The 23,510-nt window shown below is 60.8% G+C and carries 19 protein-coding genes; 17 read left to right on the forward strand and 2 right to left on the reverse strand.

Annotated features, from left to right (window positions below):
- Nucleotide 1 precedes the first annotated feature (1 nt).
- The 10 genes from lpxB (at nucleotide 2) to ispD (ending at nucleotide 13,309) form a co-directional block, all read left to right on the forward strand.
- Complete coding sequence (gene lpxB / locus HX801_RS26070; RefSeq protein ID WP_087694922.1) at nucleotides 2–1,141, forward strand: lipid-A-disaccharide synthase; 1,140 nt, start codon at nucleotides 2–4, stop codon at nucleotides 1,139–1,141.
- Nucleotides 1,138–1,770: a ribonuclease HII gene (rnhB, locus tag HX801_RS26075; RefSeq protein WP_003219305.1), complete on the forward strand. Its 633-nt coding sequence runs from the start codon at nucleotides 1,138–1,140 to the stop codon at nucleotides 1,768–1,770. Before lpxB ends, rnhB begins: the two co-directional genes overlap by 4 nt.
- A 75-nt stretch (nucleotides 1,771–1,845) precedes the next feature.
- Nucleotides 1,846–5,367, forward strand: coding sequence for a DNA polymerase III subunit alpha (dnaE, locus tag HX801_RS26080; protein WP_177008896.1), 3,522 nt, complete (start codon nucleotides 1,846–1,848; stop codon nucleotides 5,365–5,367).
- A 139-nt stretch (nucleotides 5,368–5,506) separates the two neighbouring features.
- Nucleotides 5,507–6,454, forward strand: coding sequence for an acetyl-CoA carboxylase carboxyltransferase subunit alpha (locus HX801_RS26085; RefSeq protein WP_003219302.1), 948 nt, complete (start codon nucleotides 5,507–5,509; stop codon nucleotides 6,452–6,454).
- Between the two features lie 176 nt (nucleotides 6,455–6,630).
- Nucleotides 6,631–7,950 (forward strand): tRNA lysidine(34) synthetase TilS, encoded by a 1,320-nt coding sequence (tilS, locus tag HX801_RS26090; protein ID WP_177022986.1) that lies wholly within the window; start codon nucleotides 6,631–6,633, stop codon nucleotides 7,948–7,950.
- A gap of 273 nt (nucleotides 7,951–8,223) precedes the next feature.
- On the forward strand, nucleotides 8,224–9,855 hold the full coding sequence (locus HX801_RS26095) for a CTP synthase (protein WP_177022987.1): 1,632 nt from the start codon (nucleotides 8,224–8,226) through the stop codon (nucleotides 9,853–9,855).
- A 5-nt stretch (nucleotides 9,856–9,860) separates the two neighbouring features.
- Entirely contained in the window at nucleotides 9,861–10,706 is an 846-nt protein-coding gene (gene kdsA, locus HX801_RS26100; RefSeq protein ID WP_003219295.1) for a 3-deoxy-8-phosphooctulonate synthase, read from the forward strand.
- Nucleotides 10,707–10,862: 156 nt separating this feature from the next.
- Nucleotides 10,863–12,152: a phosphopyruvate hydratase gene (gene eno / locus HX801_RS26105; protein WP_003219294.1), complete on the forward strand. Its 1,290-nt coding sequence runs from the start codon at nucleotides 10,863–10,865 to the stop codon at nucleotides 12,150–12,152.
- Nucleotides 12,153–12,323: 171 nt separating this feature from the next.
- The gene (gene ftsB / locus HX801_RS26110) at nucleotides 12,324–12,602 is read left to right on the forward strand and encodes a cell division protein FtsB (RefSeq protein ID WP_003219292.1); all 279 of its coding nucleotides are present in this window, start codon (nucleotides 12,324–12,326) and stop codon (nucleotides 12,600–12,602) included.
- The gene (gene ispD / locus HX801_RS26115) at nucleotides 12,599–13,309 is read left to right on the forward strand and encodes a 2-C-methyl-D-erythritol 4-phosphate cytidylyltransferase (RefSeq protein ID WP_003219291.1); all 711 of its coding nucleotides are present in this window, start codon (nucleotides 12,599–12,601) and stop codon (nucleotides 13,307–13,309) included. The genes ftsB and ispD overlap by 4 nt, the downstream gene beginning before the upstream one ends.
- A 3-nt stretch (nucleotides 13,310–13,312) precedes the next feature.
- On the opposite strand, the gene HX801_RS26120 is transcribed toward ispD, so the two are convergent.
- Nucleotides 13,313–16,351, reverse strand: coding sequence for a dermonecrotic toxin domain-containing protein (locus HX801_RS26120; RefSeq protein WP_177022988.1), 3,039 nt, complete (start codon nucleotides 16,349–16,351; stop codon nucleotides 13,313–13,315).
- Nucleotides 16,352–16,420: 69 nt separating this feature from the next.
- Complete coding sequence (locus tag HX801_RS26125; RefSeq protein ID WP_003219287.1) at nucleotides 16,421–17,317, reverse strand: LysR substrate-binding domain-containing protein; 897 nt, start codon at nucleotides 17,315–17,317, stop codon at nucleotides 16,421–16,423.
- 109 nt (nucleotides 17,318–17,426) lie between these two features.
- On the opposite strand from HX801_RS26125, the gene HX801_RS26130 reads away from it, so the two are divergent.
- From HX801_RS26130 to HX801_RS26160, 7 genes are all read left to right on the forward strand, one after another.
- A complete protein-coding gene (locus tag HX801_RS26130; RefSeq protein ID WP_003219285.1) occupies nucleotides 17,427–18,539 on the forward strand; it encodes an S-(hydroxymethyl)glutathione dehydrogenase/class III alcohol dehydrogenase in 1,113 nt (370 codons plus the stop codon).
- Nucleotides 18,540–18,547: 8 nt separating this feature from the next.
- Nucleotides 18,548–19,393: an S-formylglutathione hydrolase gene (fghA, locus tag HX801_RS26135; protein WP_003219284.1), complete on the forward strand. Its 846-nt coding sequence runs from the start codon at nucleotides 18,548–18,550 to the stop codon at nucleotides 19,391–19,393.
- 54 nt (nucleotides 19,394–19,447) lie between these two features.
- Complete coding sequence (gene ispF, locus HX801_RS26140) at nucleotides 19,448–19,921, forward strand: 2-C-methyl-D-erythritol 2,4-cyclodiphosphate synthase (protein ID WP_003219282.1); 474 nt, start codon at nucleotides 19,448–19,450, stop codon at nucleotides 19,919–19,921.
- Nucleotides 19,918–20,976, forward strand: a complete 1,059-nt coding sequence (truD, locus tag HX801_RS26145; RefSeq protein WP_177022989.1) for a tRNA pseudouridine(13) synthase TruD — start codon at nucleotides 19,918–19,920, stop codon at nucleotides 20,974–20,976. The genes ispF and truD overlap by 4 nt, the downstream gene beginning before the upstream one ends.
- Nucleotides 20,964–21,713, forward strand: a complete 750-nt coding sequence (gene surE / locus HX801_RS26150; protein WP_003219278.1) for a 5'/3'-nucleotidase SurE — start codon at nucleotides 20,964–20,966, stop codon at nucleotides 21,711–21,713. Before truD ends, surE begins: the two co-directional genes overlap by 13 nt.
- Before the next feature lie 41 nt (nucleotides 21,714–21,754).
- Complete coding sequence (locus HX801_RS26155; protein ID WP_010176736.1) at nucleotides 21,755–22,390, forward strand: protein-L-isoaspartate(D-aspartate) O-methyltransferase; 636 nt, start codon at nucleotides 21,755–21,757, stop codon at nucleotides 22,388–22,390.
- A gap of 210 nt (nucleotides 22,391–22,600) precedes the next feature.
- Nucleotides 22,601–23,437, forward strand: coding sequence for a peptidoglycan DD-metalloendopeptidase family protein (locus tag HX801_RS26160; RefSeq protein ID WP_032898924.1), 837 nt, complete (start codon nucleotides 22,601–22,603; stop codon nucleotides 23,435–23,437).
- The last annotated feature ends 73 nt before the right edge of the window (nucleotides 23,438–23,510 follow it).

Consider the following 23,510-nt stretch of genomic DNA (forward strand, 5'->3'; position numbering starts at 1 on the left):
CATGGCCAGGCTGCGTATAGCGTTGGTGGCCGGAGAAGCTTCCGGCGATATTCTCGGTGCAGGCCTGATGCGGGCCCTCAAGCTCCAGCATCCGGCGGTTGAATTCATCGGTGTCGGCGGTCCGTTGATGCAGGCTGAAGGCCTGACGTCCTACTTCCCTATGGAACGCTTGTCGGTCATGGGGCTGGTGGAGGTGCTGGGCCGTTTGCGCGAGCTGCTGGCCCGTCGCAAAAAGCTGATCCAGACCCTGATCGAAGAAAAGCCCGACGTCTTTATCGGAATCGACGCGCCGGACTTCACCCTCAATATCGAACTCAAATTGCGTCAGGCCGGGATCAAGACCGTGCATTACGTCAGCCCGTCCGTGTGGGCGTGGCGGCAAAAGCGCGTGCTGAAGATTCGCGAAGGCTGCGACCTGATGCTGACCCTGCTGCCCTTCGAGGCCAGGTTCTACGAAGAGAAGGGCGTCCCGGTGCGGTTTGTCGGGCACACCCTGGCCGATACCATTCCTCTGCAGGCCGACCGTGCTGCCGCGCGTGCCGAACTGGGTTTGCCCGAAGGTCCGCTGGTGGCCTTGATGCCGGGGAGCCGTGGTGGCGAAGTCGGTCGTCTCGGCGCGCTGTTTTTTGATGCAGCCGAACGCCTGCAGGCGCTGAAGCCGGGTGTGCGCTTCGTATTGCCATGCGCCAGTCCTCAGCGCCGTGCACAAATTGAAGAATTGCTTGTAGGGCGCAACTTGCCGTTGACCCTGCTCGACGGGGGCTCGCACCTGGCACTGGCGGCGTGCGATGCGGTGCTGATCGCCTCCGGCACCGCGACCCTTGAGGCCTTGCTCTACAAGCGCCCAATGGTCGTTGCCTATCGCCTGGCGCCGCTGACCTACTGGATTCTCAAGCGTATGGTCAAAAGCCCCTACATCTCCCTGCCGAATTTGCTGGCCCAGCGTCTGTTGGTGCCCGAGTTGTTGCAGGACGATGCGACGCCTGAAGCCCTGGCGCAAACCCTTTTCCCGTTGATCGACGGTGGCGAAGAGCAGACCCGTGGTTTCGACGAAATTCACCGCACCTTGCGCCGTGATGCGTCGAACCAGGCGGCGGATGCCGTGCTGACGTTGATCGGTCATAAGCAGGAAGCCCTATGAAGACGCAAATGGGCCTGGATTTCAGCCTGGTCGCCGATGCCCTTGACCTGGTTGCCGGTGTTGACGAAGTCGGACGCGGCCCGCTGTGCGGCGCAGTCGTCACCGCCGCGGTGATTCTCGATCCAAACCGTCCGATCCTTGGCCTCAACGATTCGAAGAAACTCACCGAAGCCCGTCGCGAAAAACTCTACGACGAGATCTGCGAGAAAGCCCTGAGTTGGCACATCGCCCGCGCTGAAGTCGAAGAGATCGACAAACTGAACATCCTGCACGCCACCATGCTGGCCATGCAGCGCGCCATTGAAGGCCTGCATATCACGCCAAAAATGGCGATGATCGACGGCAACCGCTGCCCGAAGCTGACGATGCCCGCAGAAGCGGTGGTCAAGGGTGATAGCAAAGTGCCGGCGATTGCCGCTGCATCGATCCTGGCCAAGGTCAGCCGTGACCGTGAAATGGCGGCTTTCGAATTGATCTATCCCGGCTACGGCATCGGCGGGCACAAAGGCTATCCAACGCCCGTTCATCTGGAAGCTTTGGCTCGCCTGGGCCCGACCCCGATCCACCGCCGCTCGTTTGCCCCGGTTCGCCAGGCTTTCGAGGCTCGGGAAAGCCTGATCGAGGTTTAGCAGCAAGGCTGATGTTTTTGCCAAGGCCCGGTACAATCCGGGCCTTGTTGTCTCCACGTTTTGTACAGGATCACTATGCCGGCTTCATTCGTTCACCTGCGCCTGCACACTGAATACTCCCTGGTCGACGGCCTGGTACGGATCAAACCCCTGGTCAAAACGCTGGTGGGCATGAACATGCCTGCCGTGGCGGTGACCGACCAGAACAACATGTGTTCCCTGGTCAAGTTCTACAAGGCCGCCATGGGCGCCGGCATCAAGCCGATCTGCGGTGCCGACCTGTGGCTGTCGAACAAGGACCCGGATAACCCACTGAGCCGCATCAGCCTGTTGGCGATGAACGGCGTGGGTTATCGCAACCTCACCGAACTGATTTCCCGTGGCTTTATCGATGGCCAGCGCAATGGCTCGATCATCATCGAGCGCGAGTGGGTGGCCGAAGCCAGCGAAGGGCTGATCATGCTCTCGGCGGCCAAAGAGGGTGAAATCGGTATCGCGCTGTTGGGCGGCAATCCTCATGAGGCTGAAGTGCTCGCCCGTGAGTGGATGGAGGTGTTCCCCAACCGTTTCTACCTGGAAATCCAGCGCACCAACCGCCCCAACGATGAAGAGCAGTTGCACGCCGCTGTGGCCCTGGCTGAAAAGCTTGGCGCGCCGCTGGTCGCGACCAACGATGTGCGCTTTATCAAGAAGGAAGACTTCGAGGCCCACGAAACCCGCGTATGCATCGGCGAAGGCCGGGCGCTGGACGATCCGCGCCGCTCGAAAAACTACAGCGAAGAGCAGTACCTCAAAAGCGCCGATGAAATGGCCGAGCTGTTCAGTGACCTGCCCGAGGCCCTGGAAAACTCCGTCGAAATTGCCAAGCGCTGCAATATTGAAGTGAAGCTGGGCAAGCACTTCCTGCCCAACTTCCCGATTCCCGATGGCATGACCATCGACGAGTATTTCCGCAAGGTCTCGTTCGACGGTTTGGAGGAACGCCTGAGCGTCCTGCTGCCCAAGGACACCACTGAAGATTATGAAGCCAAGCGCCAGGTCTACGTCGACCGCCTGAATTTCGAGCTGGATATCATTATCCAGATGGGGTTCCCCGGTTACTTCCTGATCGTAATGGACTTTATCCAGTGGGCCAAAAGCAACGGCGTGCCGGTGGGGCCTGGCCGTGGATCGGGTGCTGGGTCGCTGGTGGCCTATGTGCAGAAGATCACCGACCTCGACCCGCTGGAATACGACCTGCTGTTCGAACGTTTCCTTAACCCGGAACGGGTATCGATGCCCGACTTCGACGTCGACTTCTGCATGGATGGTCGCGACCGGGTTATTGAGTACGTGGCCGAGAAGTACGGCCGCAACGCGGTAAGCCAGATCATCACCTTCGGTTCCATGGCGGCGAAAGCGGTAATCCGCGACGTGGCCCGGGTACAGGGCAAGTCCTACGGCCTGGCTGACCGCCTGTCGAAGATGATTCCGTTTGAGGTCGGCATGACCCTGGAAAAAGCCTACGAGCAGGAAGAAATCCTGCGGGACTTCATCAAGGTCGATGAAGAAGCGGCTGAAATCTGGGACATGGCGCGCAAGCTCGAAGGCGTGGTGCGTAACGTCGGTAAACACGCCGGTGGTGTAGTAATCGCGCCTACCAAGCTGACCGACTTTTCGCCGATCTATTGCGACGAAGAAGGCGACGGCCTGGTAACCCAGTTCGACAAGGACGACGTGGAGGCGGCCGGCCTGGTGAAGTTCGACTTCCTCGGCCTGCGTACCCTGACGATCATCGACTGGGCGCTGAAGACCATCAACCGCGACCGCGCCAAGGTCAATGAGCCACCGCTGGATATCGCGTTTATCCCGCTGGATGACAAGCCGACCTACAGCCTGCTGCAAAAAGCCGAAACCACGGCCGTGTTCCAGCTTGAATCCCGCGGCATGAAAGAGCTGATCAAAAAGCTCAAGCCCGACTGCCTGGAAGACTTGATCGCACTGGTGGCCCTGTTCCGTCCGGGCCCGCTGCAATCGGGCATGGTGGATGACTTCATCAACCGTAAGCACGGGCGTGCCGAGCTGGCTTACCCGCACTCCGACTACCAGTACGAAGGTCTCAAGCCGGTACTGGCACCGACCTACGGCATCATCCTGTATCAAGAACAGGTGATGCAGATTGCCCAGGTCATGGCCGGCTATACCCTCGGCGGCGCGGACATGCTGCGTCGAGCCATGGGTAAGAAAAAGCCCGAGGAAATGGCCAAGCAGCGCGGTGGCTTCATTGAAGGTTGCGCCACCAACAACATCGATGCCGACCTGGCCGGTAACATCTTCGACCTGGTGGAAAAGTTCGCCGGTTACGGCTTCAACAAATCCCACTCTGCCGCCTATGGCCTGGTGTCTTACCAGACTGCGTGGCTGAAAGCTCACTACCCGGCGCCGTTCATGGCGGCGGTACTGTCTGCGGATATGCACAACACCGACAAGGTCGTGACCTTGATCGAGGAAGTGCGCACCATGAAGCTGCGCCTCGACGCGCCGGACGTGAACACTTCCGAGTTCAAGTTCACGGTGAACGACGAAGGCCGCATCATCTATGGCCTCGGCGCGATCAAGGGCGTGGGCGAAGGCCCGGTGGAGGCGATTACCGAAGCGCGTCAGGACGGGCCGTTCAAGGACCTGTTCGATTTCTGCGCCCGGGTCGACCTCAAGCGCATCAACAAACGTACTCTGGATGGCTTGATCCGCAGCGGCGCCCTGGATCGCCTGGGCCCGTACTTCCACGATGAGCCGAAGGCGTACCAGGCCAATATCGACCGCAACCGCGCGGTATTGCTGACCGCCATGGAAGAAGCGATCAAGGCCGCCGAGCAGACCGCACGCACCCACGACAGCGGCCACGCCGACCTGTTTGGGGGGCTGTTCGTCGAAGAAGATGCCGACGTCTACGCCAACCATCGCAAGGCCAAGGACCTGACCCTCAAGGAGCGCCTCAAGGGTGAGAAAGACACCCTGGGCCTGTACCTCACCGGTCACCCGATTGACGAATATGAAGGTGAAATCCGGCGTTTCGCCCGCCAGCGCATCATCGACCTGAAGCCGGCGCGGGATACCCAGACCGTCGCAGGCATGATCATCGCGCTGCGGGTGATGAAGAATAAAAAGGGCGACAAGATGGGTTTCATCACCCTCGACGACCGCTCGGGCCGGATCGAAGCCTCGCTGTTTGCCGATGCCTTCCATTCCGCCCAGTCGCTGTTGCAGACCGACGCGATGGTGGTGGTGGAAGGGGAGGTCAGCAACGACGACTTCTCCGGCGGCCTGCGCCTGCGGATCAAGCGCGTGATGAGCATGGAAGATGCTCGCACCAACCTGGCCGAAAGCCTGCGCCTGAAGGTCAAGACCGATGCGCTCAAAGGTGATCAGCTACGCTGGTTGGGTGACTTGCTTAAACGCCACCGTGGCGCCTGCCCGGTGACCATGGAGTACACCGGCAACGACGCCAAGGCGATGTTGCAGTTTGGCGAGACGTGGCGAATTGACCCCGCCGATGGCTTGATTCAAGCATTGCGTGACCAGTTCGGGCGTGACAACGTCTTCCTCCAATACCGTTGACGGTCAGGCAGTACGAAGATCGCCTGATCTCGACCGAACATTTAATCTCGACCTAACCGCGCCTCTCCCTTAAGGTAGGGCGCGAATAGACAACCGGCTGGCCAGGCACTCCTTGGCCGTCGACCCAAGACGGACGCTTATGAACCCGAATTTTCTTGATTTCGAACAGCCGATCGCTGACCTGCAAGCCAAGATCGAAGAGCTGCGCCTGGTCGGCAATGACAATTCGCTGAATATCGGCGATGAAATCGCTCGCCTGCAAGACAAGAGCAGCACGCTTACCGAAGACATCTTCGGCAAGCTGACCAGCTGGCAGATCGCGCGCCTGGCCCGCCACCCGCGCCGTCCGTACACCCTGGACTACATCGACCATATCTTTACCGAGTTCGATGAGCTGCACGGCGATCGTCACTTCTCCGACGATGCCGCCATCGTGGGCGGTATCGCTCGCCTGGACGACCAGCCAGTGATGGTCATCGGTCACCAGAAAGGCCGTGAAGTGCGCGAGAAAGTCCGCCGCAACTTCGGCATGCCGCGCCCTGAAGGCTACCGCAAGGCCTGTCGCCTGATGGAAATGGCCGAGCGCTTCAAGATGCCGATCCTGACCTTCATCGACACCCCGGGCGCCTACCCGGGTATCGACGCTGAAGAGCGCAACCAGAGCGAAGCGATTGCCTGGAACCTGCGGGTAATGGCGCGCCTGAAGACGCCAATCATCGCTACCGTGATCGGCGAAGGCGGTTCCGGCGGCGCATTGGCGATTGGCGTCTGCGACCAGCTGAACATGCTGCAATATTCCACCTATGCGGTGATCTCGCCGGAAGGTTGCGCCTCGATCCTGTGGAAAACCGCCGAGAAGGCACCGGATGCCGCGGAAGCCATGGGCATCACTGCCGATCGCCTGAAAGGCCTGGGTATCGTGGATAAAGTGATCGCCGAGCCATTGGGCGGCGCCCACCGTGACCCGGCTGCCGCTGCCGCGACCATTCGTGCCGAACTCAGCTCGCAGCTGGCGATGCTCAAGAAGTTCGACAACGAGGCGCTGCTGGCCCGTCGTTACGAGCGCCTGATGAGCTACGGTCTCTAAGCCGACGCGTTACTAAATGTGGGAGCTGGCTTGTGTGGGAGCGGGCTTGCTCGCGAAGGCGGTGATTCAGTCAAGATAGTTGGCGACTGACACACTGCATTCGCGAGCAAGCCCGCTCCCACATTTGCCTTGTGTATGCTGGGTTATCGCATTCCAGATTGATGGCGTACTTTGCTATGAAGCCCACGTTAACCGCCAAGCTCCTGCAAGCCGTCGCGCCCTGGCGCTGCGCCCCGGCCTGGCATATCGCCTTCTCCGGCGGCCTCGACTCCACCGTCCTGCTGCACCTCCTGGCCACGCGGGCCAAAATCGACAAGCTCCCGCCACTCAGCGCTATCCATGTTCATCATGGGCTGCAAGCTGCGGCGGATGCGTGGCCGGCCCATTGCCAGTTCGTGTGCGACGCCTTGGGCGTGCCTTTGCGGGTGATCCGCGTGCAGGTGCAACCTGGCGCGAGCCTGGAGCGCGCGGCCCGTGACGCGCGGTATCAGGCGTTTGCCGAGGTCATCGGGGCGGGGGAGTTGCTGGTCACGGGCCAGCACCGTGACGATCAGGCAGAAACCTTACTGTTTCGGCTGTTGCGTGGGGCTGGCGTGCGTGGCCTGGCGGCAATGCCCGCGCAGCGCCCTTTGGCAGATGGCTATCTGGTGCGACCCTTGCTGGATGTGTCTCGCGCCGAGCTTGAAGCCTACGCCCGTGAACATCAATTGACCTGGATCGAAGACCCGTCGAACGCTGATCCGCGTTTCTCCCGCAATTACCTGCGCCACCATGTTTTCCCGCAGTTGACCGAGCGGTGGCCCCAGGCCGTCAGCACCATGGCCCGTGGCGCTGAACATTTGAGCGAAGCCCAGGGGCTGCTCGACGAACTGGCGCAGATGGACCTGCTGGCCGCCAGCCAGCACCCGGTGTTTCCCTGGCTGGCATTGCCTTCGCTGACCCTTGAACCGCTTGCCGCGCTCTCCGAGGCCCGCCAGCGCAACGCACTCATGCACTGGCTGACACCGCTGACACGCTTGCCCGACAGCGACCACTGGACCGGCTGGGCGACCTTGCGCGACGCCAAACACGATGCACAGCCACTGTGGCGCCTGGCCGACGGTCAATTGCACCGTTGTGGTGGACTTATCTGGTGGTTACCTGCCAGTTGGTCGGAATTTTCTGACGCATCGGTGAGCTGGCCGCGCCCGCAAAACCCACTACAGTTACCCGGTAACGGCCAAGTGCGCTTCAGCGGCAGTGCACCCGAAGGCCCCCTGAGCATCCGTTATCGCCAGGGCGGTGAAATCATGGAATTGCCAGGCCGGGGCCGGCGCGATCTGAAGCGCTTGCTTAACGAAAGTGCGGTGCCAGGCTTCATCCGTGGCAGATTGCCGCTGCTGTATCAGGGCCAGCAATTGCTGGCTGTGGCCAACCTGCCGGGGCTTGCGGCGGGTGGCGGTACCGGCTGGCAATTACATTGGATGCCACCAACCTGCGATCAAGGTTTGAGCTGATAGAGCCTTTCCGGTAGACTACGCTCCCTTCTTGATACAACTTCTGTGGATTCGCCTGAATCGCAGCAGTTGCCGATTACCAAGCAGTCTTTGCTGGGCGATTCCAAAAAATGTGTAGCGATCAACGTACCGGTGTTTCATTGCTGGTCTGTCACAACGCGGCGGTTTTTTTGAAAGGTGCACTGTGATTAATGCAGGTGATCGGGGGCTTCGGCCTTCCTTCGCTTTCCCCGGCGGCTCGGACCGCTTTAACGCAGACTTCTAGGGTTTTTCATGACGCGCTACATATTCGTCACGGGCGGTGTTGTTTCTTCATTGGGGAAAGGCATTGCCTCCGCTTCATTGGCGGCCATCCTGGAGGCGCGGGGACTTAAGGTCACCATGCTCAAGCTGGACCCGTACATCAACGTTGACCCGGGCACCATGAGCCCGTTCCAGCACGGTGAAGTGTTCGTCACCCACGACGGCGCCGAGACCGACCTGGACCTGGGCCACTACGAGCGGTTCATCCGCACGACCATGACCCAGAACAACAACTTCACCACCGGCCGTGTCTACGAGCACGTGCTGCGCAAGGAGCGCCGTGGTGACTACCTGGGTGCAACCATCCAGGTGATCCCGCACATCACCGACGAAATCAAGCGCCGCATCATCAAGGGTGCAGGCGATGCCGACGTGGCGATGGTCGAGATCGGTGGCACCGTGGGTGACATCGAATCCCAACCGTTCCTCGAAGCCATCCGCCAGTTGCGTTTCGAAGTCGGCGCCAAGCGCGCGATGCTGATGCACCTGACGCTGGTGCCGTACATCGCCACCGCCGGCGAAACCAAAACCAAGCCTACCCAGCACTCGGTCAAGGAACTGCGTTCCATCGGCCTGCAGCCGGACGTGCTGGTGTGCCGCTCCGACCACGCGATCGACATCGCGTCCCGTCGCAAGATCGCCCAGTTCACCAACGTTGAAGAACGTGCGGTAATCGCCCTGGAAGACGCCGACACCATCTACAAGATCCCGGGCATCCTGCATTCCCAGGGCCTGGATGATTTTGTCGTCGAGCGCTTCGGCCTGCAATGTGGCGGCGCCGATCTGTCCGAGTGGGAAGCCGTGGTCGACGCCAAGCTCAACCCTGAGCATGAAGTCACCATCGCCATGGTCGGCAAGTACATGGAGCTGCTGGACGCCTACAAGTCGCTGATCGAAGCGATGAGCCACGCGGGCATCAGCAACCGTACCAAGGTCAACCTGCGCTACATCGACTCCGAAGACATCGAGAACCAGGGCACCGCGCTGCTGGAAGGCGTTGATGCCATCCTGGTTCCGGGCGGCTTCGGTCTGCGTGGCGTGGAAGGCAAGATCACTGCCGTCCAGTACGCTCGTGAGAACAAGGTGCCGTACCTGGGTATCTGCCTGGGCATGCAAGTGGCGGTCATCGAGTTCGCCCGTAACGTAATGGGCTGGAAAGACGCCAACTCCACCGAGTTCGATCGCACCAGCGGCCATCCGGTCGTGGGCCTGATCACCGAGTGGGAAGATGCCACCGGCGCCGTCGAAACCCGTACCGAAGCCTCCGACCTGGGCGGCACCATGCGCCTCGGCGCGCAGGATTGCCTGCTGGAGCCGGGGTCCCTGGTTCACGGTTGCTACGGCAAGGACGTGATTGTCGAGCGTCACCGTCACCGCTACGAAGTGAACAACAACCTGCTGCCGAAAATCATGGAAGCCGGCCTGAAAATCTCCGGTCGTTCCGGTGATGGCGCGCTGGTTGAAGTGGTTGAAGCACCGGATCATCCATGGTTCGTGGCTTGCCAGTTCCACCCGGAGTTCACCTCGACCCCGCGCGACGGTCACCCGTTGTTCAGCGGCTTCGTTAAAGCAGCACTGACGCAACATCAGAAGAAGGCGTAAACCTGATGGCCCAGAAGATCATTCGCGTAGGCGACATCGAGATTGCCAACGACAAGCCCATGGTGCTGTTCGGCGGCATGAACGTGCTGGAAAGCCGCGACATGGCGATGCAGGTCTGTGAAGAGTACGTGAAGGTGACCGAGAAACTCGGTATCCCCTACGTATTCAAGGCCAGCTTCGACAAGGCCAACCGTTCGTCCGTGACCTCCTACCGCGGCCCGGGCCTTGAAGAAGGCATGCGGATCTTCCAGGACATCAAGCAAGCCTTCGGCGTGCCGATCATCACCGACGTCCACGAGCCTGAGCAGGCTGCCGTAGTTGCCGAGGTGTGCGACATCATCCAGTTGCCGGCCTTCCTGTCGCGCCAGACCGACCTCGTGGTCGCGATGGCCAAGACCGGCGCTGTGATCAATATCAAGAAAGCCCAGTTCCTCGCGCCTCAGGAAATGAAACATATCCTGAACAAGTGCGTGGAAGCAGGTAACGACCAGTTGATCCTCTGCGAGCGTGGTTCGAGCTTCGGCTACAACAACCTCGTGGTGGACATGCTCGGTTTCGGCATCATGAAACAGTTCGAATACCCAGTGTTCTTCGACGTGACCCACGCGCTGCAAATGCCCGGTGGTCGCGCCGATTCCGCTGGCGGGCGCCGTGCCCAGGTACTGGACCTGGCCAAGGCCGGCATCAGCCAGTCCCTGGCAGGATTGTTCCTGGAAGCCCACCCGGACCCGGACAACGCCAAGTGCGACGGCCCATGCGCCCTGCGCCTGGACAAGCTGGAGCCATTCCTGGCCCAGTTGAAGCAGTTGGACGACCTGGTCAAGAGTTTTCCGACGGTAGAGACCGCGTAAGCGCCATTTCTCCGGTAGACTTTCCCTCGCTTTACGCTCAGGCCCGCAGGCCTGAGCCTTGTCGCCTGCAAGCCTGCCCGTTGTTCCACCCTTGCGGTCGGTCAAAAGATTTCCTTCAGCTGCGTCGTTTTCGTCAACTTTGGAGTGTTTACAACAATGGCAAAAATCGTCGACATCAAAGGTCGTGAAGTTCTCGACTCCCGTGGCAACCCTACCGTCGAAGCCGACGTGCTTCTCGATAACGGCATCATCGGCAGCGCCTGCGCGCCGTCCGGTGCTTCCACAGGTTCCCGCGAAGCACTGGAACTGCGTGATGGCGACAAGAGCCGTTACCTGGGCAAGGGTGTACTCAAGGCGGTGGCCAACATCAATGGCCCGATCCGCGACCTGCTGCTGGGCAAGGATCCACTTGACCAGAAAGCCCTCGATCACGCGATGATCAAGCTCGACGGTACCGAAAACAAAGGCAGCCTGGGCGCCAACGCCATCCTCGCCGTGTCCCTGGCCGCTGCCAAGGCCGCTGCACAGGACCAGGACCTGCCGCTGTACGCCCACATCGCCAACCTGAACGGCACTCCGGGTGTCTACTCGATGCCGGTTCCGATGATGAACATCATCAACGGTGGCGAGCACGCTGATAACAACGTCGACATCCAGGAATTCATGGTGCAGCCGGTTGGCGCCAAGACCTTCTCCGAAGGCCTGCGCATGGGCACCGAGATTTTCCATCACCTCAAGGCTGTGCTGAAGGCCCGTGGCCTGAGCACTGCAGTGGGTGACGAAGGTGGTTTCGCGCCGAACCTGGCGTCCAACGAAGACGCACTGAAAGTGATCTCCGAAGCCGTGGCCAACGCTGGCTACAAGCTGGGCACCGACGTGACCCTGGCCCTGGACTGCGCGGCCAGCGAATTCTACGAAGACGGCAAGTACAACCTGTCCGGCGAAGGCCACGTCTTCACCTCGGAAGGTTTTGCTGACTACCTCAAGGGCCTGACCGAGCGCTACCCGATCATCTCGATCGAAGACGGCCTGGACGAGTCCGACTGGGCTGGCTGGAAAGTGTTGACCGACAAGATCGGCGAGAAGATCCAACTGGTGGGCGACGACCTGTTCGTGACCAACACCAAGATCCTGAAAGAAGGCATCGACAAAAAGATCGCCAACTCGATCCTGATCAAGTTCAACCAGATCGGCACCCTGACCGAAACCCTGGAAGCCATCCAGATGGCCAAGGCTGCGGGCTACACCGCCGTGATCTCCCACCGCTCCGGCGAAACCGAAGACTCGACCATTGCCGACCTGGCCGTGGGCACTTCGGCTGGGCAGATCAAGACCGGTTCCCTGTGCCGTTCCGATCGCGTTTCCAAGTACAACCAATTGCTGCGTATCGAAGAGCAACTGGGCGGCAAAGCCAAGTACAACGGTCGCAGCGAGTTTCGCGGCTGATTGTTAAATGGTAAAAAGTCAGCGGATTACGTCGGAAAAATCACGGCAGCGTGAGTTTCGGCGCTAATCTCATGACTAACAAGCACAAGCCTGGTTTTTCCAGGCTTCGTGCTATCAGTTGCTGCAAAAATTTTGCATGGCTGTCTTTTTTCACTGGATACCCGATATTCGATGCGCAGTCCCAATTGGTTGTTCCTCGTCTTGCTCTTGCTGCTGGCTGGCCTGCAGTACCGCCTTTGGGTGGGGAATGGCAGCTTGGCGCAGGTCACCGAACTGACCCAGCAAATTGCCGCACAGCACGCCGAAAACGAGGTGTTGCTGGAGCGCAATCGCGTGCTCGATGCCGAAGTACTTGAATTGAAAAAAGGCATGGAGACCGTTGAAGAGCGGGCTCGCCATGAGTTGGGCATGGTCAAGGAGGGCGAAACCCTCTACCAGTTGGCCCAATGAGCATTTCGTCACCGGCCTTCTGGGCCGTGATTCCTGCCGCGGGCGTGGGTGCCCGTATGGCCGCGGACCGTCCCAAGCAGTACTTGCAATTGGGTGGGCGCACTATTCTCGAACACAGCCTTGGCTGTTTCCTCGATCATCCGGGCCTCAAGGGGCTGGTGGTCAGCGTTGCGATGGATGACCCTTACTGGCCGACCCTGGCTTGCGCCACCGACCCACGCATTGTGCGCGTTGACGGCGGCGAAGAACGCTCGGGTTCGGTGCTCAATGCCTTGCTTTACCTGCACGGCCAGGGCGCCAGCGATGACGATTGGGTGCTGGTGCATGACGCCGCCCGGCCGAACCTCAGCCGCGATGACCTGGACAAGTTGCTCTTTGAACTGGCCGACGACAGCGTGGGTGGGCTGCTGGCCGTGCCGGCGCGGGACACCCTCAAGCGCGCCGACAAGCACGGGCGTGTGTTGGAAACGGTTGATCGCACGCCGATCTGGCAGGCCTACACCCCGCAGATGTTCCACCTTGGCGCGCTGCACCGGGCCTTGGCCGACAGCCTGGTCTCGGACGTGGTCATCACCGACGAAGCCTCGGCCATGGAATGGGCCGGGCATGCGCCTCGCCTGATCGAAGGCCGTTCCGACAACCTCAAGGTCACGCGCCCGGAAGACCTTGAATGGCTGCGCCAGCGTCGGACTTTCCAGTCTTCCTGACGCTCACACCGTCATCTGTTCAACCCCGGCCGGGGTCTTGAACTCATCCACCAGTGCCTGAATGCTGTCGAACGGTTTGCCGTCCACGGCCCAACCGGGCGCGCTGATGGCGTATCGGCCGCCCTGTTGATCGATCCTGAAATGGCGTACGTCGCCTCGCCGTGAACGGTAGTGAAGGTGTGCCGGTGTCGTGACGGTTGCCGGTGTCAGCATGAACTGGCCTGGCTTGGTCAGCAGCGTCTGTGGCGTCCTGGCCTGGGGCTGGGAGGGGGCGGGCGCCGGTTGCGCCGGGCGTTGCAAGCTGGCGCGGTCCACCCGCAGGACCAGGTTGGCCTTGACCGTTCCCTCACCCTTGCCGATGCCCAGGCTGGCGGTGCGTCCCGTGTCCACTTCGACGCCGAGGTGCCCGCCAGCCGCTGCATCCTCGATCCGCAGGCCGATGCTGCCGGTGAGTTCGGCGATCCCCGGAATCCCTTTGTAGGTATTGGTATGGCTGTCACCCACCAGTGCGACCCATTTTCCCGGGCGCGGCTTGGTGGTCTGGATCCATTGAATCACCTCGGTGGCGTAGTAGTTCATCATGCGCTGGCGCAAGTTGTCGGCGGTGTCGGGCAGGTCGCGCAGCATGTAGCTGACAGTGCAGTCGATCGGCTGGATTTTGATCCCGGCGTCACGGGCTGCGGTGACGATGTTGACGAACGAGTAGTGCCGGTCGCGCAACGGCGGGTAGATGTTGTTGAGGAAGCCCTTGAGTTCCTCGGGCATCACCGCGCTTCGGGTACGGTAGAACGCCTTGAGCAAGGGCATGTGTACATCCGTCAGCAGATGCTCGAAATAGAGGCGTTTGACCCCCTCGCTGGCCAACAGCGGCATGTTGTTGATCAGGAACGCCTTGCTCGACAGGGCTCCATGGCTTTCGCCGATCACGAGGCCGTCGCTGGCGTGCAGCAGTTTTTGAATGATGGTCGGCTGCGATTCATTCAGGCTGAGCCTTGGAAGCACGGGCCGCATCGGTGAAAACGACAAGTTGGCAAAGAATATCGTGGCATCTTCAGACAGCTTGGTTCTTTTCTCGAAAAACAACTTGCGGGTGTCTTTCACCGGCTGGGCACCGCTGCCCACGGGTTCAAGGTTTTCCGAAAACGAACTGGTGTCGGTGAGCATCTCCGAAACGGTCTCGCGTGCGGGGGGTGGCATCTCGTAGGCACTGTAGAACGTCGAGTGTTGCGGGCCGCCGAACAGCGTGTAGACCCTTTGCCAGGCATTGCGAAATGCGCCTCCGCCGGCCAGCCCGGCCGTGCGCCACTTCAGGTCGGCGCTCTGGATGGCATACAGGCCGGTGGATTGCAGCGTGTTTGGCGCGTTGGGAGCCATTACGAACAGTTCGAAGAAGCCTGATTCATTGGGGGTCTTGTACGTCAGGTACAGGTCGCCGTGAATCCGGATGGTCTGCAGGCCGCCGGGAGTCATCCGTGGGCTCAGGGTGCGCGTCTCGGTGTTGGCCGCCATGGAGGTTTCGTTGATGGCGCTGACGCTGATTCGGCCCGCATCCTGGCGTACTGCCGGGCCCAGGGTGGGGCGCAGGCTTTCGAGGCCCTTGAGCCCCTTGGACACGCCATGGGCGACCACCGGCAGCGCGTTAAGGGCGCCGAATACAATGCGCTCCTTCGCGTGGGGTTTGCCGCGCAGCAGGTCGTCGGCACCCACCACCATTTCAGTCGCGCCGGAGGTCAGGAAGCAAAATTCCGCCAGTAGCGCGTTGCCCATGGCCAGTGCCACGGGAACCGCCAGGATGCAGGCTTTTTCCAGGGCATCCAGGGTGTCGGCCTTGAGCGTATCCAGGGGCGAAATAAAGCTTCGCGCCGCTACTTTTGCAAGGCGTACCCTGATCTGCCGGGCGATGAACTCAAACGGGTTACTGCCCAGTGCCGGATACATCGGGTTATTGATGTACTGCTCGGGATCCCAGTAGTTATCGGCCCGCAGGCTGTTGAACAAACCCGGGGAGGTTGCCGGCTTCGGAAACACCGCCATCCCCACCAGTGCCTCCTCCACGCCGCTGTAGATCAGGCCGGAGTCGATGGCGTCCTCGTCGAAGTGTTGGGTCAGCGCCTTGCGTTGAGTGGCGTCCCTTGCCGTTTCCACCAGCCAACTGCGCATGTCTGCCGGGTTATTGAACCCATGGAAGGGCGAGGAGTTGCCCGGGATATAGAGCAGGGTCACCTGGCTTTGGTTATCGGTGATGGTCAGGATGTCGGTGGATTCGCTGTTGTGAACGCGCAATAGCCGCAGGGACAGGTTTGGGTCGAGGCGATAGGGCTCCTGGAAATCCTCCAGGGTGAGGTTGTCGTGGTTCTTGTCGATGCCGATTCCCGCCGCCCGTGCCGCCAGCTGTCTCTCTGCCACGGTCAGGGTGAACTCATGGAACTGTTCCAGATAGGCTTTGGTGAACGCGATGCGCATCAGGGTGTTGTAGTTTTCCCGGTGGTTGTTCCAGAACTTGCCGATCGCCTCGTCGTAGGTTTGTTCGAAATGGCTTGAGTTAACGATGAGCCTGAAGGTTTTTGGTGAAATCTGCAGCTGCGTGCTCGGGTCGTAAACCTGGGGCTGGCTTTGCAGATACAGCGCCTCATAACGCCTTGGCGGGATCCAGCCCGAGACGATGAACTCTTCGTTGAACATTGCCGGAATCCGGTTATCCATCAAGCGCGGCAGCTCGCTGACAATATTGAAATAAGGTGCAGTGGTGGAAAACCCGGTGGTATTGAGCATGCCGCCCGGGGGCTGGGGCGCATTGCAGATCATGGCCTCGGTCAGCGACATCGACTGGATCACCACGGCGGTGAAGGCCGCATTGGGATTGTCGGTGTTGTATTCGAGGGTGGCGAGGAGGGTGGTATCCGGGTCGAACTCGACCTGGCTGAGGGGCTGTACCCGCTCGCGGATCAACTGGGCGGCGATTCGCGAAGGTACGGGAAAATCCGCCAGGACCTTGCGAACGAAATGACTGATGCGCTGGAGTTGCGGGCCGTTGGTTATCATGGGGGTGCCTGGTTACGCAGTAAAAAAGGCTATTTACCGGCACTCAGGCGCTGCATGGGCGGTAGCAGTCTATCTCAGGTAGACGGGATGGTTGCCCAGGCCCTCCTTGAGAAAGTCCACCAGTTTTCGCACCTTGGGCGAAAGGTGGCGTTGTTGTGGGTACAGCGCCCAAACCGCGGTGTTGGGCGGTTGATGGGCTTCGAGTAACGACACCAGTGCGCCGCTGTGCAAATGCTCCAGCACGTAATAGTCCGGCAACTGGCAAAGACCGACACCTTGCAGGGCCGCATCCAGCACCGCTTGCCCGCTGTTGCAGCGCCAGTTTCCCTGTACCCGCTGGGAAAATTCGCGCCCGTCCTGGGCCAGTTGCCAAATATCCGAGCTGCCGATCAGGCAGTTATGCCGGCTTAACTCCGACAAGCTATGTGGCCGCCCGTACCTGGCCAGGTAGGACGGTGACGCGCACAGGTACATACGCCGCGGCGCGAGGCGGCTGGCAACCATGCGCGAATCCGCCAGGCGCCCGAGGCGAATCGCCAGGTCCAGGCCTTCGTGCACCAGGTCCAGCTGTCGGTTGGTCAATTCCACGTCCACGCGCAATTGCGGATAAAGCGCCATGAACCGCGTCACCAGCGGCACGATAAAACGCTCGCCGTAAGCCACTGCGCAGGTCATGCGCAACATTCCCTTGGGCTCGCTGGCCAGGTCGCCCACGGCGCGCAAGGCTTCTTCGCGACCGTCCTGCAATCGCTGGCAATGTTGCAGGAAGGTCTGGCCGGCTTCGGTCAGTGTCACCTTGCGCGTGCTGCGATACAGCAAGCGTGTTTGCAGGCGCTCTTCCAGTCGCGCGACCTGGCGGCTGATATGGGACGACGACACGCCCAGGCGCTCGGCGGCCGCGGTGAATTGGCTGCATTCGGCCACGGCGACGAACTCGTCGATGCCCTCCCAGCGGTTTTCCAGCATGCTGATTGTCCCTGTACGGCAATAATGTTTTGCTTTTGTCTGGATTATTAATCAGATGAGCATGTTTTACACTGCCGGCCTTACGTTTTTAACCCGATGGAGAAACCGGATGATCAAGTCCCGCGCGGCCGTAGCCTTCGAAGCCAAGAAACCCCTCGAGATCGTTGAAGTGGATGTGGCCATGCCCAAGGCGGGCGAGGTGCTGTTGCGGGTGGTGGCGTCCGGTGTGTGCCATACCGATGCCTACACCCTGTCGGGCGCGGACCCGGAAGGCATTTTCCCGTCGATCCTCGGCCACGAAGGCGGCGCCGTGGTTGAAGCCATCGGCGAAGGCGTGACCTCGGTGGCGGTGGGCGACCACGTGATCCCTCTGTACACCCCGGAATGCGGCAAGTGCAAATTCTGCCTGTCGGGCAAGACCAACCTCTGCCAGGCGATTCGCGCCACCCAGGGCAAAGGCCTGATGCCCGACGGTACTTCGCGCTTTTCCTACAAGGGCCAGCCGATTTTCCACTACATGGGCACTTCGACCTTCTCCGAATACACCGTGCTGCCGGAAATCTCCGTGGCGAAGATTCCCAAAGAAGCGCCGCTGGAAAAAGTCTGCCTGCTGGGCTGTGGCGTCACCACCGGTATCGGTGCAGTGATCAACACCGCCAAGGTCAAGCCGGGCGACACCGTGGCCATCTTCGGCCTGGGCGGCATCGGCCTGTCGGCGGTGATCGGCGCGGTGAAAGCCAAGGCCGGCCGCATCATTGCCATCGACATCAACCCGGCCAAGTTTGAAATCGCCAGGCAGCTGGGTGCCACCGACTGCATCAACCCGAAAGACTACGACCGCCCGATCCAGGACGTGATCGTCGATTTGACCGACGGCGGCGTCGACTTTTCCTTCGAGTGCATCGGCAATGTCCAACTGATGCGTGCGGCCCTTGAGTGCTGCCACAAAGGTTGGGGCGAGTCGGTGATCATCGGCGTGGCCGGCGCCGGCCAGGAAATTGCTACCCGTCCGTTCCAGCTGGTCACCGGCCGCGTCTGGCGCGGTTCGGCGTTCGGCGGCGTGCGCGGTCGCAGCGAGTTGCCAAGCTATGTGGAAATGGCCCAGACCGGTGAAATCCCGCTGGATACGTTCATCACCCACACCATGGGCCTGGAAGATATCAACAAGGCGTTTGACCTGATGCATGAAGGCAAGAGCATCCGCACCGTCATTCACTTCTGAGGTCGGCCATGAGTCTGGAAAACCTGTCGTGCCAGAAAAGCTTCGGCGGCTGGCATAAACGCTACAAGCATCATTCCGACGTGCTGGGTTGCGACATGACCTTCGCCGTGTACCTGCCGCCGCAAGCGGAGCAGGGCGGCAAATTGCCGGTGCTGTACTGGCTATCGGGCCTGACCTGCACCGATGAGAACTTCATGCAGAAGGCCGGCGCGCAACGCATGGCAGCCGAGCTGGGGTTGATCATTGTTGCGCCGGACACCAGCCCGCGCGGCCCCGGTGTGCCGGGTGATCCGGACAACGCCTGGGACTTTGGCCTGGGCGCCGGTTTCTACCTGAACGCCACCCAGGAGCCTTGGGCCCAGCACTATCGGATGCATGACTACGTGGTGCAGGAGTTGCCTGCATTGGTCGAGGCGCATTTCCCGGCGTCGGCCAAACGCGGGATCAGCGGCCACTCCATGGGCGGCCACGGCGCGCTGGTGTGTGCCTTGCGCAACCCGGGGCGTTATCAGTCGGTGTCGGCGTTCTCGCCGATCAACAACCCGATGGATTGCCCGTGGGGCCAGAAGGCATTCTCCCGCTACCTGGGCGAAGAGCGCTCGAAATGGCGCGAATGGGATGCCTGCGTGTTGATCAGCGAAGCCTCGGAAAAGCTGCCATTGCTGGTGGACCAGGGCGACCGCGACGATTTCCTCGCGGTGCAGCTCAAGCCTGAAGCGTTGCAACAAGCGGCCAGGGCGGCGAACCATCCGCTGGAGCTGCGCCTGCAACCGGGCTATGACCACAGCTACTTCTTTATCGCCAGCTTCATCGAAGACCATTTACGCCATCACGCGCGCGCTTTGCTCGGTTAATGTGAGGCAAAAGTAGGTAGAATCACGCCCTGAATTAAATCGGGGCGTTTTTTTATGCGTATTGGCCACGGCTATGATGTGCACCGTTTCGCCGAAGGCGATTTCATCACCCTGGGCGGCGTGCGGATCGCGCACCACCACGGGTTGCTGGCTCATTCCGACGGCGACGTGGTGCTGCATGCCTTGAGCGATGCCTTGCTCGGCGCAGCCGCGTTGGGCGACATCGGCAAGCACTTTCCGGACACCGACCCGACCTTCAAGGGCGCGGACAGCCGTGTGCTGTTGCGTCACGTGGTCGGCTTGATCCATGCCAAGGGCTGGAAGGTTGGCAACGTCGACAACACCATCGTCGCCCAGGCGCCCAAGATGGCCCCGCATATCGAAACGATGCGCGCGCTGATTGCCGCGGATCTTCAAGTTGAGTTGGATCAAGTGAACGTAAAAGCCACCACCACCGAAAAGCTCGGGTTTACCGGTCGCGAAGAGGGCATTGCCGTGCACTCCGTTGCCTTGTTGCTGCGCGCATGAATGATCTGCAACTGCTGGGCCCGCGTGCCTATGGCGAGGCCTTGGGCAGCGCTGTTCTGAAGGCCACCGCTGAAGACTTCCAGGTGGATGAAGTGCTGGATATCCCGCTGACCGGCGAGGGTGAACACCTGTGGTTGTGGGTGGAAAAGCGCGGCCTGAATACCGAAGAGGCGGCGCGGCGGATTGCCAAGGCGGCGGGCGTGCAGTTGCGTACCGTCAGCTACGCCGGGCTCAAGGACCGCCAGGCGCTGACACGCCAGTGGTTCAGCGTGCAGTTGCCGGGCAAGGCGGACCCGGACCTGAGCGCGGCTGAAAACGACACCCTGAAGATCCTCAAGACCGGCCGTCACAAGCGCAAGCTGCAGCGCGGCGCGCATTCGGCCAACGGCTTTACCTTGCGCCTGACCCAGTTTGCCGGGGATGCGGCGGCCATCGACGCCCGCCTGCAACTGATCGCCCGGCAAGGCATTCCCAACTATTTCGGCGCCCAGCGTTTCGGCCATAACGGCGGCAACGTCGTCGATGCCCGTGACTGGGCGGCGCGCAAGGCCTTGCCGGAGCAGCGCAATGTGCGTTCGCGCCTGCTCTCGACGGCCCGCAGCTTCCTGTTCAATAAAGTGCTGGCGGCGCGGGTGGCCGACGGTTCCTGGCAGCGCGCCCAGGTCGGTGACTTGCTGGCGTTTACCGACAGCCGCAGCTTTTTCCCGGCGGGGGAGGCTGAATGCAGCGACCCGCGCCTGGCAATCCTCGACCTGCATCCCACCGGCCCGCAGTGGGGCGAAGGTGATTCGCCGGCGGCGGGAGCAACCTTCGCGCTGGAACAGGCGATTGCCGACGGTGAAGCCGAACTGCGGGATTGGCTGGTGAATGCCGGCATGAGCCAGGAACGTCGCATTCTTCGACTGCCCATTGGCGGGTTGACGTGGCATTATCCCGAACCTGACATTCTGCAATTGGAATTCGTCCTGCCGGCTGGATGCTTCGCCACTGTCTTGGTGCGCGAGCTTGTAGATCTGGTGCCGGTGGGGCAGACGGACAGCCCATGCGTATTCTGATATCTAACGACGACGGGGTCACTGCACCCGGCCTTGCCGCGCTTCATGCTGCGCTGGCGGATTACGCCGAGTGCGTGGTGGTTGCCCCGGACCAGGACAAAAGCGGCGCCAGCAGCTCGCTGACGCTCGACCGTCCGTTGCATACACAGACGTTGCCCAACGGCTTTATCAGCGTGAATGGCACGCCGACCGACTGCGTGCACCTGGCGATCAACAGCCTGCTGGACCGCGAGCCGGACCTGGTGGTTTCCGGGATCAACCTGGGCGCCAACCTGGGTGACGACGTGCTGTATTCCGGTACGGTGGCGGCAGCCCTTGAAGGGCGCTTCCTCGGTCGGACCTCGTTCGCTTTTTCGTTTGCGTCCCGTCAATTGGACAACCTGGCGACTGCGGCGTATTTCGCCCGCAAGCTGGTGGAGGCCCATGACACCCTGGTCCTGCCGCCGCGCACGGTGCTCAACGTCAATATTCCCAATCTGCCCCTGGACCACATTCGCGGTATCCAGCTGACCCGCCTCGGCCACCGTGCCCGTGCGGCAGCGCCGCTGAAGGTGGTCGACCCGCGTGGCAGGGAAGGGTACTGGATTGCCGCTGCCGGCGATGCCGAGGACGGTGGCGAGGGCACGGACTTTCATGCGGTGATGCAAGGTTATGTCTCGATTACCCCGTTGCAACTCGATCGCACCTTCAGTGATGCCTTCAGTAGCCTCGATGGCTGGCTGGAGGGGCTGCGCTGATGGCTCGTGAACAAGACGACCTGCTGCGCCGGGGCATCGGGATGACCTCCCAGCGCACCCGCGAGCGATTGATCCAGCGCCTGTATGAAGAAGGGCTGTCCAATGCCCAGGTGCTGGAAGTCATCCGGCGTACCCCGCGGCATCTGTTTGTCGATGAAGCCCTGGCGCACCGCGCCTATGAAGACACAGCCTTGCCCATCGGCCACAACCAGACCATCTCCCAGCCTTATATGGTGGCGCGGATGAGTGAGTTGCTGCTGGCGGCGGGCCCGCTGGACAAGGTGCTGGAAATCGGCACCGGTTCCGGCTACCAGACGGCCGTGTTGTCGCAGCTGGTGGAGCGGGTGTTTTCCGTGGAGCGCATCAAGGTGTTGCAAGACCGGGCCAAGGAACGCCTGGTGGAGTTGAACCTGCGCAACGTGGTGTTCCGTTGGGGTGATGGCTGGGAAGGCTGGCCGGCACTGGCGCCATACAACGGCATTATCGTCACCGCGGTGGCGACCGACGTGCCCCAGGCCTTACTCGATCAACTGGCTCCCGGCGGGCGCCTGGTGATTCCGGTGGGCTCCGGCGAAGTGCAACAATTAATGTTGATCATTCGCGAGGAAGAGGGCTTTTCCCGGCATGTGCTCGGCGCCGTGCGTTTTGTCCCGCTGCTCAACGGTCCGCTGGCCTGATCAATTATTTCTGCGTACTGAATTCTATTGCCGGGTATGTGTCTTACAGCGGGGTCTGTTGAGTCCACACCATCAGCCGTCGGAGTTAAACATGATGAAATTTTCTTTAGAGTCGTGTTTCCAGTAAAAACCCAACGGCCAGTTATACTTGCGTCATATTTCAAGCCTGATACAGGCGTTCATAGTCAGCCACCACAAAGGGAGCGGCGGGTGAGTCTCACGGTCATTGCACAGCGTATGAGTCAAACAAGCTTTCAGCGACTGGTGATTGGCCTTGTCTTGAGTTCCTTGCTGGCGGCTTGTTCAAGCACGCCATCCGGTGGTGCGCGGGTGGTCGACCGCAATAACGCGGTACCGCAGAAACCTACCGTTACCACAGGCCAATACGTCGTGCGCAAGGGCGATACGATGTTCTCGATCGCCTTTCGTTATGGCTGGGATTACAAGGCGCTCGCCGCCCGTAACAACATCCCTGTGCCGTACACGATACATCCAGGTCAGACCATTCGTTTCGATGGACGAACCGGTTCAACACCGACCGCGGTAGTCACAAACACGGCTTCTTCGCCGTCGTCTTCGAGCAAGACCACCATCATCACCCGGCCTGCAGGTACCGCCGCGCCTAGCGTTGCGAGCAAGCCGGCACCTGCGCCGATGCCGCCGGCGGGGCCCGCACCGACCGGCTGGGGATGGCCCTCAAATGGCATCCTTATTGGAAAATTCTCTTCAAACGGTAGTTTGAATAAAGGCATTGATATCGCCGGGGATTTGGGACAGCCTGTTTTAGCTGCGTCTGATGGGACAGTGGTGTACGCCGGGAGTGGTTTACGGGGCTACGGCGAGCTGGTCATCATCAAACACAGCGATACCTACGTCAGTGCCTACGGTCACAACCGCAGGCTGTTGGTTCGGGAGGGGCAGCAGGTCAAAGTCGGACAGACAATTGCCGAAATGGGGTCAACTGGTACAGACCGGGTGAAACTGCACTTTGAGATTCGCCGCCAAGGGAAGCCTGTTGATCCGCTGCAATTCCTTCCCCGTCGTTGATGTGTTGCACAGCCTGTTCCTCACGTAGTAGGAACAGGCTCCAGCGTTGCCAAGGATAAAGGCGTCGCTTGAG

The sequence above is a fragment of the Pseudomonas sp. G1002 genome, assembly GCF_013385455.1.
GTDB lineage: Bacteria > Pseudomonadota > Gammaproteobacteria > Pseudomonadales > Pseudomonadaceae > Aquipseudomonas.